7 protein-coding genes and 1 pseudogene are annotated in these 15,167 nt (G+C 60.4%); 1 reads left to right on the top strand and 7 read right to left on the bottom strand.

The features are described 5' to 3' along the window. Nucleotides 1-3: 3 nt before the first annotated feature. From F7R26_RS00040 to F7R26_RS00025, 4 genes are read right to left on the bottom strand one after another with little or no spacing between them, the layout of a single operon-like run. The gene (locus F7R26_RS00040; RefSeq protein WP_150985337.1) at nt 4-780 is read right to left on the bottom strand and encodes a hypothetical protein; all 777 of its coding nucleotides are present in this window, start codon (nt 778-780) and stop codon (nt 4-6) included. Further along, complete coding sequence (locus tag F7R26_RS00035) at nt 777-1,976, bottom strand: GIY-YIG nuclease family protein (RefSeq protein ID WP_150985336.1); 1,200 nt, start codon at nt 1,974-1,976, stop codon at nt 777-779. The genes F7R26_RS00040 and F7R26_RS00035 overlap by 4 nt, the downstream gene beginning before the upstream one ends. Then, nucleotides 1,969-4,026, bottom strand: coding sequence for a DEAD/DEAH box helicase (locus F7R26_RS00030; protein ID WP_150985335.1), 2,058 nt, complete (start codon nt 4,024-4,026; stop codon nt 1,969-1,971). Before F7R26_RS00030 ends, F7R26_RS00035 begins: the two co-directional genes overlap by 8 nt. Then, a complete protein-coding gene (locus F7R26_RS00025; protein ID WP_150985334.1) occupies nt 4,023-6,785 on the bottom strand; it encodes a class I SAM-dependent DNA methyltransferase in 2,763 nt (920 codons plus the stop codon). Before F7R26_RS00025 ends, F7R26_RS00030 begins: the two co-directional genes overlap by 4 nt. Before the next feature lie 1,396 nt (nt 6,786-8,181). Between F7R26_RS00025 and F7R26_RS00020 the strand changes: the two are divergent. Then, nucleotides 8,182-8,909, top strand: a pseudogene (locus tag F7R26_RS00020) (leucine zipper domain-containing protein). Between the two features lie 126 nt (nt 8,910-9,035). Here the strand turns inward: F7R26_RS00020 and gyrB are convergent. The 3 genes from gyrB to dnaA form a co-directional block, all read right to left on the bottom strand. Further along, nucleotides 9,036-11,573, bottom strand: coding sequence for a DNA topoisomerase (ATP-hydrolyzing) subunit B (gene gyrB, locus F7R26_RS00015; protein WP_150985333.1), 2,538 nt, complete (start codon nt 11,571-11,573; stop codon nt 9,036-9,038). Between the two features lie 227 nt (nt 11,574-11,800). Further along, a complete protein-coding gene (gene dnaN / locus F7R26_RS00010; protein ID WP_150985332.1) occupies nt 11,801-12,925 on the bottom strand; it encodes a DNA polymerase III subunit beta in 1,125 nt (374 codons plus the stop codon). 457 nt (nt 12,926-13,382) lie between these two features. Then, on the bottom strand, nt 13,383-15,167 hold the full coding sequence (dnaA, locus tag F7R26_RS00005; RefSeq protein ID WP_150985331.1) for a chromosomal replication initiator protein DnaA: 1,785 nt from the start codon (nt 15,165-15,167) through the stop codon (nt 13,383-13,385).

Raw genomic sequence — 15,167 nt, 5'->3', positions numbered from 1 at the left:
TGTTCAGGGATAGCGGATCGTCTCGTCCACGAACCCGCTCCAGTCGAATGGCAGGCGAACTAAGTCGGGGGATAAACTCGTTGTGACGGCGTTCCACGCGGGATGGATGCCATTGTCGAAGAGGAAGCGCACTTCGTCTTCAACGCTGAAGGCCGTGCGAACGACGGCGGCGCTCAGCGCCAACATCGAGCCTGTGGACTCCATTCGACCAAGCACTTCATCAGGCGTTGTCATCTGTTGGATGAGGTGCGGCTCCATGTAGTCAACATCGACGAGCCAAGATCGATGCATATAGGCGGAATCGCTCGTAGACATCACGCGATCGAGGAGTTTGCCGACAGTGGTGCCTATCCTTATGACAGGCATCCCGTGAGAAAAGCTGGCCCAATCCTTAGCGGTGGGTAGCGCCCGCTGTGTCCAACAAAGCGCATAGAAATCGCTGACGGTTGACCCAAGGTGAACAGGCATTCCCGTTTGCGGATCGGTCACGATGACCGAGGCCAAAGGATTCTCAAGTGGGTCATTCCAGACATTTGCTGTCGCGCGCGGCAGTGTCAGGCAGCCATCGGCAACATCTGTCTGGTAGTAGTGCTCCTGAAAAATCCGATAAATCCTCATGTTTCGATCGAGGCCAAAAGCGTTCCGCCTTTGGAACTGGCGGTATGCCTCGACGTGTGTGGTTCCTTTTCCTGCAAAGTCCAAGCGGTTCACCTCCGCTTGCGCCTGCTCGAAACAGTGGACCCTATCGCGACCGGAAATGGAAGGAAAGCTGCTACTCATGCGCGTTCGGCCTTGACGGCTTGGACGAGTCGCGCGGCCTTGGGGTCGTAGGTGTATTGCGTGATCGTCCCGTCTTTTATGCGTTCCACGGCCTCGTCGATGACGAAGACGGGGACGAGGAACCACTCCTGCGGCTGCACGGGATTGCCGAAGCGGTCATTGATGGTGATGTTCAGGCGCGCTGCCGCGAACAATCTGTGGAAAAGGTTCTCCATCTTTGTGCGATTGATGCCTGCCAGTTTGTAAGTGGCGATCACTTCGACCTTCGCGAGGAGATACGTCGCGTCGCGCTCGGCATCCGCGACGCGGGTTTCGACTTTGCCGCCCGTCACGCCAATCTTGTGAATGAGATCGCGGTGCTGCGCGACATAGGGGTGGTCGGAGAGCGAGCGTAGAACGTAGACCGTACCGCTCTCAACGTCGTCCGCATCCAACTCGCCGCCGAAGGACAATTGCCCGGTTTCAGGCGACACCAGCCGACGCGCGGCGGGATCGTTGTAGAAAGCGCGTTGCAGGGAGCGCAGGAGAAGATTGCTCTCGGTGCCGTTGGCAAAGATCAGGCGTAGGCGGCGGTCCACTTCCCCCGCGGTGGTTTTCAGCGGTTCGCCGACTTCGGCGACATACAGAGTGATGCCGTCAAGAATGAAGAAGTCCCCGACCTCAATCGCGCGGCTGCCTGCCTCGATGGGTTGCGATTGGCGCAGGCCCGTCTTGAGGTCAGTCGTCACGCGCTCGAAGAGCGGCTTGAACGTCTCGAAGTCCTCGCACGGCGTGCGGTGCGCGATCTCCTCGGCGGCGCGCTTCTCGGCGCTCGTACGAACATGGCGGAGGATGGTGATGTCGTCGGCGCTGGCAGTGCCTGCCAGTTCGGCGGCCAACGCGTCCACGTCGATGACCTCCTCAGTCGCGGCGTCGCTCGGAGCACCTGCAAGCAACCCTTGATGGTCCAACGGTGCAAGCAGGGAGCGGCAATCGGGGAGCGCGCGCAGGCGGTCGAGGCGCACGGCGTACAGCCGCTCAAAGATGTCGCGGTCTTCCCCGTGTTGCGGGGCACGATTGTGCTTCTCGAAGAACCGCTGAATCTCCTCGAATCCGGCAATGATGCGCTCCTCGCGCGGCGGGCGGCCTCCCTTTTTCTCGGGCGCGGCGAAGTCGGACAGCTCTGCGGCCAGATCGTCGAGGTCGGAATTATTCATAGCGTCCCTCCGCCTTGAAACGCATAAAGGCTGACGCGCCTTCGGCCATGCGTCGCTCCCATGCATCCTGTGAATCGAGCGCAGGCACACGTCCGCGCTCCTTCTTGAATTGCGCCGCTCGCCTGGCAAGGTCAAGCGCATCTTCCGGGGTCAGGGTTGTGCGCTTGGCGGAGATAGCCGCCGCAACCTGTTTCAGGCTTTCCTCGCTCATGGTCTTGGCGAGGATGGCGAAGGCTTCGCCGAAGGGATTAATGCGGTCGATGAGGTCGATGTCCAACTCGCGCACGTCCATGGCAAACCGGCGCACGCCGTCAATGAGAGCGGTGTTGGCCGATGGCTCAGAGCTGTCGCCGCCCGTGGCAACCTGCTTGGCCTGCTGAGTCAGGTTGAGAGCGGCGATGGCGTGCTGGCGGACAGCTTCCTGATCCTCAGCATCAAGCTCGGGGTACTTGTCCTTGATGATCTTGCCCATGCGGACCTGCGTGAGCTCCTCGGGCACCAGCTCCTCGTCGAACAAGCCGCGTTCGATAGCGGTCTTGTCCTGAATGAAACTGGCGATCACCTCGTTCAAGTCTTCCTGACAAATACGTACGGCTTCCTTGCTCCTGGGTTCTGCAAGACCCTTGATCTCGATTTGGAACTGCCCGGTCTGCTCATTGAAGCCGACATTGCACTTGTCCGGGTCGTAGCCGCCCTCGCCGTAGTCGAATCCAGGTTCCGGGCCATTGTCTGGGTTCTTCGGCTTGAACTCAAAGCGCGGCGCGAGAACCTGCTCCATGAGCAGACTCGCCGCAATGGCCTTGAGAGTGTCGTTGACGGCCTCGGTGACGGCTTCCTCTGAAGCGTCTGGCTCGGCGATCAGGTTCGTGAATCGCGCGCGGGTTTTGCCGGGCGCGTCACGGGTCGCACGGCCGATGATCTGCACGATCTCGGTCAGGCTGGCGCGATAGCCGACAGTGAGTGCGTGCTCACACCAAATCCAGTCGAAGCCCTCCTTTGCCATACCGAGTGCAATGATGATGTCCACATGGTCCCGATTGTTCTTCTGCGCCGGGTCTTTCAGCGCGGCAGATACGCGGTCGCGCTTCGTGGCGTCATCATCGACAAGATCGGCAATCCGCAACAGGCGGCCATCTGAGCGCTTTACGAGCTGGAAGCCCGTCGCCGCATCGATGCCCTGCCACTCGCCCAGTGCCTCGATGATGTGCTCCACCTCCCGCATCTTGTCCTTTGTGCTTTCGCGCGAATTGACGTTGGGGATGTGGATGATGGTCTTCTCGGCGGGGTCGAGGACATTGAGGATGTCATCGACGTACGGCCCGCTGTAGAAGAAGTAACCGATGTCGAGTTGCTTCAGGTACTCGTAGCCGTTGAGCTGCTCGTAGTAGGTGTAGGTGACCGCATCGAACTTGGATTCGTCCTGAGGAGCAAGCACAGCTTCGGCATCGCCCCGGAAATAAGAGCCGGTCATAGCGACGACGTGAACGTGCCCCCGTTCGATGAACTGCCCGAGATGCTGGCCGAGCTTGTTGTCGGGGTTGGCGGACACGTGGTGGAACTCGTCGACGGCGATCAACCGGTCGTCAAACTTCTCCACGCCATACGCATCGACTGCGAAGCGGAACGTCGCGTGTGTGCAGACCAGCACTTTATCAGTGCTCTCAAGGAAAGCGCCGACTGACTTTACCTTGCCGCCGTTGTCATTGCCGGGGGCGTTGCAGAGGTTCCATTTCGGCTCGACGTGCCAGTCCGCCCAGAAGCCAAACTTTGACAGCGGCTCGTCGTTGAAGCTGGCACCGATGGACTTTTCCGGCACGACGATGATGACTTGCTTCAAGCCCTGGTTCTGGAGTTTATCGAGCGCGACGAACATCAGCGCGCGGCTCTTGCCAGATGCTGGCGGCGATTTGATGAGGAGGTACTGCTCCCCGCGCTTTTCGTACGCGCGCTCCTGCATCGGGCGCATCCCAAGGGCATTGGCCTTGGTGGACGCCCCGTTGCGGGCATAGGTAACGGATACCGAAGGAACGGATTTATTCTTGTCGTTCATGCGTTGACTCCCGCCTTTCGCTTCTTGGCCTTGGCCGGCGCAGCCATAGCGGTCATCTTTGTATAGAGGTCGAACAACTTTTCCAGCCGTTCGGTATCATTTTTGAAGCGGCGACCGATGTAAATGCGCTCCAGCACTTCGTCATTCCGCTCATGCGCTGCCCGCAAATCCTCGGGCATGTTGTCAGGGTCGTACAAGTCGGCGATGGTCGCCGGGAAGTGATGCTCCCGCGCAAGCAGGATGCCCTCGGCGCTGCGCGTGAGGTCCGCCTTGTTCTTGTCGGTTAGTGTTGGCACTGGAAACGTATTCCAGCCGAGAGTATTGGAGTAGCGAATACGGGTTTCCAACTGTCCGCATATCGCGCGTACCCACACCCAATGTATTCTGGATGTGAGAAGCGCAAATGCCGACAATGGCGCATCATAAATGGCCATCGCCGCATCCGATACGATGTCATCCGCATCTAGAAATCCAGCCGGAAGATACTCTCTACGCTCCGAAGAAACTCTCGGTATAACAATTTCGCTGTTTGCCCCGGTGATAGTTCTCTCGAACTTGTAGGGCGTGTCGAGTCCCAACTTTCCTCGCTCACTCCCGGTTCGGCGATATTCAACTATTCGTTCAAGCCGCTTTGCGACTGGCGGGATTGTGCGCGCCAAATCAGCATCGCCATCTGAAATCCATAGGCAGAACCGCTCAATGCCATTGATCAGCTCGTCCGACCCAAGAATCCTTCTGACCAACCGTTCTGCTGCCGGATATTGTGACAGCAGTTCATGCTTCTCGTCGGGAGTGAGCATGAAATTGCCTTTGTCTCTCGGAATGTTACCGGCAAACATCACCGGCAAGCCGCAGGCGGGAGCACTTTGCTTTTCTACAATTAGCTGAGGCCCATCAATCAGGTATGGATTTATATTGGATGCTTCCCGGCGCACCTCGGTAGTATAAATATACTTCGGCCCCTTATGATTTTTCGCTACGCCAACGATCACACACATGACGTTCGCGTTGTTGGTCGCGCTGTTTGACCAGTGAAACCCGTGGTGCGCAAAAAATATAGACTGTTGCTTGCTAAGAATGTCGGTCCAGATCGCGGGGACTTGGACACCTTGGCAAATCGAATTTGTGGAAACAAAGGCGAAGGCCCCTTCATGCTGAATGTAATCCGACGCCTTCCAGAGCCAGCCCGTAATGTAGTCAATCGCCTTCGTTGTTTTACGTCCGCTCGAAACAACCCGCAGATCATCTTTTTGATCGGCAGTTTGATACTTATCACCCACATAAGGTGGGTTTCCACAGATATACGTTTCGCCACCTTCGTTCGCGAAGTCAATCTCGGCCTGGTCGAGCGGCATGCTGAATAGGTCATCGGCCTGTAACTTCACACCTGTTCCGGTCGGCGGCCAGAGGCTCAACCAGTCAAGTCGAAGGGCGTTGCCGCAGGTGATCCAGTTCTCGTTGCGCAGAGGCAGGAACTCGGCCAGAGCCAACTTCTGACCGCGATAGAGCACGTCGCATTGGTACTCGGCGATGACCAGCGCCAGACGGGCGATTTCCGCCGGGAAGTCGCGAAGTTCGATGCCACGAAAGTTGGTGAGGGGAAGCTCAGAACTGCGATCCTGTTCGCCGCGCCGCTTGTTTATCTCCGCCTCTATTGCGCGCATCTCCTTGTAGGCGATGACGAGGAAGTTGCCGGAGCCACATGCGGGGTCGAAAACCCTGATCTTCGACATGCGCTTGCGCAGGTTGAGTAAAGTGCGCGGGTTGTCGCCCGCCTCCTCCAGTCGCGCGCGCAAGTCGTCAAGAAAAAGCGGATTGAGCACCTTGAGGATATTGGGCACGCTGGTGTAGTGCATTCCTAGCTCACCGCGCTCTTCGTCATCGGCGACGGCCTGAATCATCGACCCGAAGATGTCTGGATTAATCTTAGTCCAGTCGAGACCGCCAACGTGCAGCAAGTAAGAGCGAGCAATCTTGCTAAACTTCGGCACATCCATGCTGCCAGAGAATAGACCGCCGTTCACATACGGGAACGCGTCGGCCCAGCGGGGGATTTTGGCCTTTGCCCGGTCCTCACCCGGCTTCGTGTTCATGGCAAGGAACAGCGCGCCAATCACGTCATGGGTGTTGGACGAATCCTTCGCGCTCATCTGCGCGACGGTTTCGGTGAACTTGCCCTTACCAACGAAGATGTCCGTGTCCTCGGCGAAGAAGCAGAAGATAAGCCGTGCCATGAAGTGATTCATGTCATGGCGGCGCTCGGCCTTGCCCCATTCGGGGTTGTCCTTCAACAGCTCAACATAGAGCCGGTTCAGGCGGCTAGTCGCCCGGATGTCGAAGGCGTTCTCGCTAATCTGCCGGACGGTGGTGATGCCCGCCAGCGGCAGAAAGAAACCAAAATGGTCGGGAAAGTCTTTGAAGGCGCAGGCGACGGTTTCGCCGCTGGTCAAGTCTTCGGCCTCAAAGTCCGCGCCGTCCGTGGCAAGGATGAACTTCGCTTTCGCCCGGGCAGTTGCCGGGCTGTCTTTCAGAGACTTGAGGGTGCTCGTGACCTGGCGGCTGTCGCAGGTAACGATATGGATGTTGTTGGTCTGAAGAACCCCGCCGAGGTCGGATTTGTTCGTCGCGCCGCTGCGCAAGCGCTGGATCGTCGTTGCCTTGTTGCCAAAGGCTTCAAGGAAGGCATACGGGAACTTCTCGCCGTCGAACGACTGCTCCGCAAGATCGGTGATGGCCTGTTCTATTTCAACGGCGTTCAACTTCGTGTCCCTATAGCAAAATATGGGCGAGGTCCTCGCCCGGGAAAATTAGCTCTGCTGCGGCCACCGCTGCATCGGAGCGCAGTCTGGCTCGCTCCTTGGTTTTGTCCGTCCCAACGCACTTGGGCTGCGGCAACTGCGTCAATCGCAAATCATCGCTGATCCACGACCATCCCGTGCCATTCCCTCGGTCAGACTGCAGTACATCACCTACTCCCTTCCTCGGGAAGTCCGCTCAATGCGGGCCTTTCTGCTTCGTGTTCGCACAACAGAGGCATGGGCCGCAAGCGCGGACCGCTCCTCCTCTGACGTTACGGCCCCGTGGGGTGTTTTGGGCCATGCCTTATCGAGCCCTTTCCGACGCCACAAGGCCGCACGGCGCGGCCTCAACGAAGGAGAAACAAATGAATAACCACATCCCGACCGCCCGCGAGTTGCCCTCGATCCTCCGCAAGGCTCCGTGATCGTCGTCCATGCCACGCGACCGGCGCAGGAGCGCGAAGCAGCTTCCAAGACATAGAGAACGTCCGGCCTGGCAGCTACCGTCCGGCCCGTGTCGCGGGGTGCATTTTAACCGCTCCACCTCCCTTTGCAGGCTTTTGCACCGGTTCTCGTATCGGGCGCGATGCTCCGCGCCGCCAGCATTTGCGGGATGCGACATGCTTGGCCGAGAGGAGGAGAGGCCGCACAGCAGATATGCTCCGGCCACGGCTATGTGGTCGAAAATACGCCTTTCCAATCCGTGCTGGGTTGGGCTATGGGGGATGCAGGAGGAAAGCAGAATCTCATCCCGTGAACGACGGGGTCTGGGGGAGCACGGAAGCTCCGCCGGTCGCAGTTCAACCACAATGAGGTTGATCAGGGTGTCGGGCTCGAAGGCCCTGACTGGCAATGCAACGACCAGACGTTGCGGCTGCGTCCGGCAAGACTGCAACGCGCATCCAATCCACGCACGTATTGACGAAGACACGCATCGTCTCGCTGCGGCCCGCCGCGAAACCGACTCAGAGAATCGGTTTTCGTCACTCGCTGTATGGAATGCTTCCTCGACGAGCCGCTGCCGGGACTGACGATATGAACCCGGTTCGGTTCCTGAAGGAACTGGAGGGTCGCGGCATTGCGCGGGAGAAGCCGCTGCCACCGGAGCCGCCTAACGGAGCTCCGCTCGTTGGATCAAGTAGTAAGGAAAGCCATCACCATCTCAAACCCATAGCGCCCCGTGGGACCAAGTGCCAATTTAAGGCCCGGGATACAACGGGGCTCGCATCTGAGTAGTCGGCTCACAGGACGCTTCTTTTCATGAATTCTGGCACGAGTTGCAAGAATTCCGACGCTCGGCAGTAGTTCAGCCGCACTAACTTCGTCGCTCAGTAGCAAAACTGTGGCGCCCGTTGTGATGAATCGGGTCCTTCACGAAGGCTGGCGTGTGGCGCAAGCGACGCAGGTCGCGGGCGTGAGCCTGCGTATCGGCTACAAGTGGCTGGCCCGCTTCAAGACTGAAGGCGAAACCGGCTTGGCCGACCGCAGTTCGCGTCCGCGTCCGAGCCCCGCCTCCTGTGATCCGGCTCAGCGCGAGCGCTTCCAGGCGCTGCGCCGTCAACGCTGGACCTTCCGGCAGATTGCCGCGGACAGCGGTCGCAGCCTCGCCACCTTGAGTCGCTATTTGCGTCGCGACGGCCTCTCGCGCCTGGTGAGCTGCTGCACCTGGACACCAAGAAACTGGGCAAGATCGACGGATGAGGTCGGGACGAGCTGTGCGCAGTTCCTGCGCGAAGCCGTGGCGTATTACGCCGGCCTGGGGGTATGGATCGATCGCGTGGTGACCGACAACGGCAGCGGCTATGTGTCCAAGGCCTTCAAGGCGACCGGTGCCGCCTTCGGGGTCCGGCACATCCATACCAGGCCCTATACGCCCAAGACCAACGGCAAGGCCGAGCGCTTCGTGCAAACCAGCCTGCGCGAATGGGCCTATGCCCAGCCCTATGAATCCTCAGCCCAGCCGAGGCCGCCTTGCGGTCATTCATCCATCGATACAACTGGCATCGGCCACACGCAGCCCTGAACTACCAGCCACCCATGACTCGTATCTCCGCCGTGAACAACCTCTTGAAACTCAACAGCTAGTCGCAATTACTTTGGCGCCCTACGGTCGGCCCGAATTGCACGGTAGTCCAGCTAATTCCGGATTTGCAGTCCAGCAGAAGCGCTCGTAGTCCAGCTAATTCCGGTTCCCTACAACTGACAGAACTATCAAACATCAATATTCCGAGCCACCAACGCATTAGACTCAATAAAATTCCGCCGCGGCTCAACCTCATCCCCCATCAGCGTAGTAAAGATCTGATCCGCCGCAATAGCATCCTCAATCTGCACCTTCAGCAGTCGGCGCTGGGTAACGTCAAGCGTAGTCTCAAAAAGCTGCTCAGGATTCATCTCCCCCAGCCCCTTATAGCGCTGACGAGACACCCCACGCTCGGCCTCAGACAACAACCACTGCATGGCAGCATGGAAGTCATTCACCGTCTGGTCGCGCATCTTTTCGCCCTCGCCACGGCGCACCTTGGTGCCTTCCGCAATCAGGCCCTGGAAGGTCTTGGCGGCCAGCGACAGCGCGGCGTAATCCGCACCGTGGACAAAGTCTGCGTCCAGGTGAGACAAGCGCACGTTGCCATGGTGCCGGCGGGCGATCATCAGGCGGTGCTTGTCCGTCTTCTCGTCAAACTGCGCATAGACATCGGCCGTGCCGTCGTCATTCACGGCGGCGCCCAGCAGGGTCTTGGCGTGCATTTCCGACAGCTTGGCCTTGAGCGCGGTGGCTGAGGCTTCGGCGGCGGCGGCGCTGTCCAGGTCCAGCTCGATGCCGTCGGCAATGGCGCGCAGGGCGTCGCTGTCCACGATGCGGGCCAGGCGGCCGATCACGGCTTCGGCCAGTTGGTACTGGCGGGCCAGCTCGGTCAGGGCGTCGCCGGCAACTTCGCTGCCGTCGGGGTTGACCAGGGCGGCCTTTTCCATGGCCAGGCGCAGCAGGTAGGCGTTGAGCTCGTTGTCGTCCTTGATATAGCGCTCTTCCTTGCCGTGCTTGATCTTGTACAGCGGCGGTTGGGCGATATACACGTGGCCGCGCTCGATGATGTCGGGCATCTGGCGGTAGAAGAACGTGAGCAGCAGCGTGCGGATGTGGGAGCCGTCCACGTCCGCGTCGGTCATGATGATGATGCGGTGGTAGCGCAGCTTGTCGAGGTTGTAGTCGTCCTTGCCGATGCCGGTGCCTAGCGCGGTGATCAGCGTGAGCACTTCCTGGCTGGAGAGCATTTTGTCGAAGCGGGCGCGTTCCACGTTCAGGATCTTGCCCTTGAGGGGCAGGATGGCCTGGAACTTCCGGTCGCGGCCTTGCTTGGCGGAGCCGCCTGCGGAGTCACCCTCCACCAGGAAGAGTTCGGACTGGGCCGGATCCTTCTCTTGGCAGTCGGCGAGCTTGCCGGGCAGGCCCATGCCGTCGAGCACGCCTTTGCGGCGGGTCATTTCGCGGGCCTTGCGGGCGGCTTCGCGGGCGCGGGCGGCGTCGACGATCTTGCCGCAGATGATCTTGGCGTCTACCGGGGTTTCCAGCAGGAAGTCGCCGAGGGCCTTGGCGACGAGTTCTTCCACGGGCAGGCGCACTTCGGAGGAGACGAGCTTGTCCTTGGTCTGCGAGCTGAACTTGGGCTCGGGCACCTTGACGGAGAGCACGCAGGCCAGGCCTTCGCGCATGTCGTCGCCGGTGGTTTCTACCTTGGCCTTTTTGGCGATCTCGTTTTCTTCGATGTACTTGTTCATCACGCGCGTCATGGCGGCGCGCAACCCGGTGAGGTGGGTGCCGCCGTCACGCTGCGGGATGTTGTTGGTGAAGCAGAGGACTTGTTCGTTGTAGCCGTCGTTCCACTGCATGGACACTTCTACGGCGATACCGTCTTTTTCGGTGTTGGCGTAGAAGATGTTGGGGTGCAGGGTGCTCTTGCCGCGGTTGATGTACTCAACGAAGCCTTTGACGCCGCCTGAGAAGGCGAAGTCTTCTTCCTTGCCGGTGCGCTGGTCGGCCAGGCGGATGTGCACGCCGTTGTTCAGGAACGAGAGCTCGCGGATGCGCTTGGCGAGTATCTCGTAGTGGAACTCGACGTTGGTGAAGATTTCTTCGTCGGCGAGGAAGTGGACTTCGGTGCCGCGCTTGTCGGTGGGGCCGATCACCTTCATCGGCGAGACTTCCACGGGCTGGCCGTCGGGGCCGGTCACGGTTTCCACCAGGCGGTTCTGCACGGCGCCTTGGGCGAACTCGAGCAGGTGGGCCTGGCCGTCGCGGCGCACGGTCAGGCGCAGCCACTTGGAGAGGGCGTTCACGCAGGACACGCCCACGCCGTGCAGGCCGCCGGAGACCTTGTAGCTGTTCTGGTTGAACTTGCCGCCGGCGTGCAGCTCGGTCATGGCGATTTCTGCCGCGCTGCGCTTGGGTTCGTGCTTGTCGTCGAACTTGACGAGCGGGGGAATGCCGCGGCCGTTGTCGGTGATGGAGATCGAGTTGTCGCTGTGGATGGTGACGGTGATTTCCGTGCACCAGCCGGCCAGGGCTTCGTCGATGGAGTTGTCCAGCACTTCAAATACGAGGTGGTGCAGGCCGGTGCCGTCGGACGTGTCGCCGATGTACATGCCCGGACGCTTGCGCACCGCCTCCAGGCCTTCCAGGATCTGGATCGAGCCTGCGCCGTAGCTGTCTTGCTGTTGCGGTTGCGATTGCGGTTGTTGCTCTTCGGTCATGTTCTCTTACTCACGGCGAATGCGGCGATCTCTCGTCACGCCCGGATGGGCGCGCCCGGATCGGGCCGCATAGCGGGTTACATAAAAACGGCAAAAGGGGCGGATCTCGACGATCCGGCCCCTGGTGCGGCGGGTCTTGCGCGGGGCCCCTGGGGCGGCTGCGCAAGCCGTGGTGTGCCGTTAGATGCTCCGGTTTTGCGTATCTTGTGGTCCTTGTTACCGGCTCATCAAATGCGCATCGGCATGACGACGTACTTGAAGTTGTCGTCTTCCGGCACGGTGATCAGCGCGCTCGAATTGGAGTCGCCGAGGCTGACCTGGACTTGCTCGCTCTTGAGGTTGGCGAGCACGTCCAGCAAATAGGTCACGTTAAAACCGATATCGAGGGCATCGCCCGAATAATCAAGTTCGAGTTCTTCCTGCGCTTCTTCCTGATCGGCGTTGGTGGAGCTGATCTTGAGTACGTGCGTATCCAGGATGCAGCGCACGCCCTTGAACTTGTCGGTGGTCAGGATGGCGGTGCGTTGCAGGGCTTGCTGCAGCTTGACGCGGTCGATGGCGAAGGCGTTCTTGTAGCCCTTGGGGATCACGCGCTGGAAGTCCGGGAACTTGCCTTCGACCAGCTTGGAGATCAGCTCGATATTGGCGAAGGTGAACTTGACCTGGTTGGCGGCCAGTTGCACTTGCACGGGATCGTCGTTGTCTTCCAGCAGGCGTTGCAGCTCGAGAATGGTCTTGCGCGGGATGATCACTTCCTGGCGCGACGGGGCGCCTTCGCCACTGGTGGCTTCGGCGTCCAGCTCCACGCCGCAGTAGGCCAGGCGGTGGCCGTCGGTGGCGACTGCCATGACCTTCTTGCCGTCCACCACCAGCAGCATGCCGTTGAGGTAGTAGCGGATGTCTTGCTGGGCCATGGCGAAGTGAACCATGGCGAGCAGGTGCTTGAAGGTCTTTTGCGGCAGGCTGACGGAGGCGCCGAACTCGCTGGCTTCGGCTACCGTGGGGAATTCTTCGGCGGCCAGGGTCTGCAGCGCGAAGCGGCTCTTGCCGGACTGCACGGTCATGCGCTTGTCGTTGAGCGACAGGGCGACTTCGCCGTCGGGCATGGCGCGCAGGATGTCGAGCAGCTTGCGGGCGGCCACGGTGGTGGCCACGGTGTCGCTGCCTACGCCGCATTCGGCGTGCGTGGTGATCTGGATCTCGATGTCGGTCGAGAGGAAGGATACGTTGGACCCGGACTTGCGAATCAGCAGGTTGGCCAGGATCGGGAGTGTGTGGCGGCGCTCCACGATGCCGCTCACGATTTGCAGCGGACGCAGCAGATTGTCTCGCGAGGTTTTGACCAATTGCATTGAATTTATCCTTCGTCGTTTGTAGTAAGCGACCGCGGGTGCGCACTGACTGGCACTAACTTGCCGCGCAGTTTCCAAAAACGCTTCCAAAACGCTTTGGAATCAACAAGTTAATTCGCCATTGTACCAAGGATAAGCCGCTGCGGTGAAGCGGGAGAAGCGCGATCGGAGGGTGAAATTGTGCGCAAAGCGACACAAATTCAGACTTCTTCGGTGGCTGGCGACTGTTGTCGCTGGCCGCCCCCTCCGCCCGCTCGTCCCGACTCACCGCAAAGCCTTAGCCCAGGCCGTTTTCATGGCAATGTTCCGCAATGCCCCGGTGTTGCTTTCCGATTGATTCATGCGCCGGATCCTGCCCGGCGCGTACCCTACAGTATGCCAGCCCGGCGTGACCGGGCTGGCAAATGCTGCTTCATTGCTGCTTCACTACTGTTTCACTACGATTCGACGCTCGGGGTCAGCCCTTGAGCGTCTGTTCCAGCACGTGCAGCTCGTGGTTGAGCTGCGCGTCCTTGCTGCGTTCGTCGGCGATCTTGCGCACCGCGTGCAGTACGGTGGTGTGATCGCGCCCGCCGAACAGCTCGCCGATTTCCGGCAGGCTTTTCTGCGTGAGTTCCTTGGCCAGGTACATGGCAATCTGGCGGGGCCGCGCGATATTGGCGGGCCGCTTCTTGCTGTACATGTCCGCGACCTTGATGTTGTAGAAATCCGCGCAGGTCTTCTGGATGTTCTCAACCGAGATCTGGCGGTTCTGCACCGTCAGCAGGTCCTTCAGCGCTTCACGGGTGACATCGATGGTGATGTCCTTGCCGTGGAAGTTGGAGAAGGCGAGGATCTTGCGCAACGCGCCTTCCAGCTCGCGCACGTTGGAGCGCAAATGCTTGGCGACGAAGAAGGCGACTTCCTCGGGCACGCTGACGTTCTCGGCGGCGGCCTTCTTCATCAGGATGGCGACGCGCATCTCCAGCTCGGGCGGCTCGATGGCGACCGTGAGGCCGGAGTCGAAGCGCGAGATCAGGCGATCGTCGATGCCGCTGATTTCCTTGGGGTACGTATCGCTGGTGATGATCACCTGCGCCCGGTTGGCGATCAGGGCCTCGAAGGCGTAGAAGAACTCTTCCTGCGTGCGGTTCTTGCCGGAGAAAAATTGAATATCGTCGATCAGCAGCAGGTCGAGCGAGTGGTAGTAGCGCTTGAACTCGTCGAACGCCTTGCGCTGGTAGGCCTTGACCACGTCGGAGACGTATTGCTCGGCGTGGATGTAGCGAATGCGGGCGCGCGGGTTCTCCAGCAACATGAAGTTGCCGATAGCGTGGATCAAGTGGGTCTTGCCCAGACCTACGCCGCCATACAGATAGAGCGGGTTGTAGGATTTACCCGGGTTGTTGGCCACCTGGATGGCGGCGGCGCGCGCGAGCTGGTTGGCCTTACCGGTGACGAAGTTGTCGAAGGTAAGGATGTGGTTCAGGCGCGAGCGCTCGTGCACCGAGTCGTTCTGCTGCTGGCCGCCATGCTGGTTGCCGGGGTGGCCTTGGTGGCTTTGCTGGCCCGGATGGCCTTGATTGCCCTGATGCCCTGGATGGCCGCCCTGGTTACCGGGGTGGCCGCCCTGCATGGGCTGCTGCGACGGCTGCACGCGGTAGGAGCGGGCGCTGGCTTCGGCCGGGTCCAGCTGCGGCACGTCGATATCGACGATCTCGCCGCCCATGCCGCCCATATTGCTTTGGTTTGCGCTGCCGGGATAGTTGCCGCCATTGCTGCCGTTGCCGCCATTGCCGGGGTTGCCGGGGTAGGGCGCTTGCCCGCCGCGCTGGCCGCCTTGGTTCATGGGGCCGTAGCCCTGGCCGCCCTGGCCCGGCTGCATGCCGGGCTGGCCGAAGTTTTGCGACAGCGGCTGGCCGGACGGATAGCCGGGGCCGGCGTGCTGGGCAGGCATGCCGGGCTGGCCCGGCTGGCCGGCCTGCTGCGGATAGCCGGCGGCAGCCCGGCCCGAGGCGGCGGGGTCCAGAACGAAGTGAACGCTGACGTTGGCTTCCCAGTATTCGCAGGCGAGCGCGGTGATACGGCCCGAAAACTGGCTTTTTACCCAATCGAGCTTGAAGCGGTTGGGCGCGGCGATACGCAGCGCGTGCGCTTCCTCGTCGAAGGCGACAGGCGCCAACGGCTTGATCCAGGTCTTGAACTGTTGCGGCGTCAGTTCGCGCTCGAGTTGCGCGGCTGCTGCCTGCCAGAAATCTTGCAT

It is taken from the genome of Cupriavidus basilensis (assembly GCF_008801925.2).
GTDB classification, from domain to species: Bacteria; Pseudomonadota; Gammaproteobacteria; order Burkholderiales; family Burkholderiaceae; genus Cupriavidus; species Cupriavidus basilensis.
This window is presented reverse-complemented; position numbering and strand designations above follow the sequence as displayed.

What these genes read in the sequence shown, in the direction of transcription:
- F7R26_RS00035 (WP_150985336.1), bottom strand. Translation starts at nt 1,976, where the DNA reads ATGAATAATTCCGACCTCGACGATCTGGCCGCAGAGCTGTCCGACTTC.
- dnaA (WP_150985331.1), bottom strand. Translation starts at nt 15,167, where the DNA reads ATGCAAGATTTCTGGCAGGCAGCAGCCGCGCAACTCGAGCGCGAACTG.
- F7R26_RS00030 (WP_150985335.1), bottom strand. Translation starts at nt 4,026, where the DNA reads ATGAACGACAAGAATAAATCCGTTCCTTCGGTATCCGTTACCTATGCC.
- F7R26_RS00040 (WP_150985337.1), bottom strand. Translation starts at nt 780, where the DNA reads ATGAGTAGCAGCTTTCCTTCCATTTCCGGTCGCGATAGGGTCCACTGT.
- dnaN (WP_150985332.1), bottom strand. Translation starts at nt 12,925, where the DNA reads ATGCAATTGGTCAAAACCTCGCGAGACAATCTGCTGCGTCCGCTGCAA.
- gyrB (WP_150985333.1), bottom strand. Translation starts at nt 11,573, where the DNA reads ATGACCGAAGAGCAACAACCGCAATCGCAACCGCAACAGCAAGACAGC.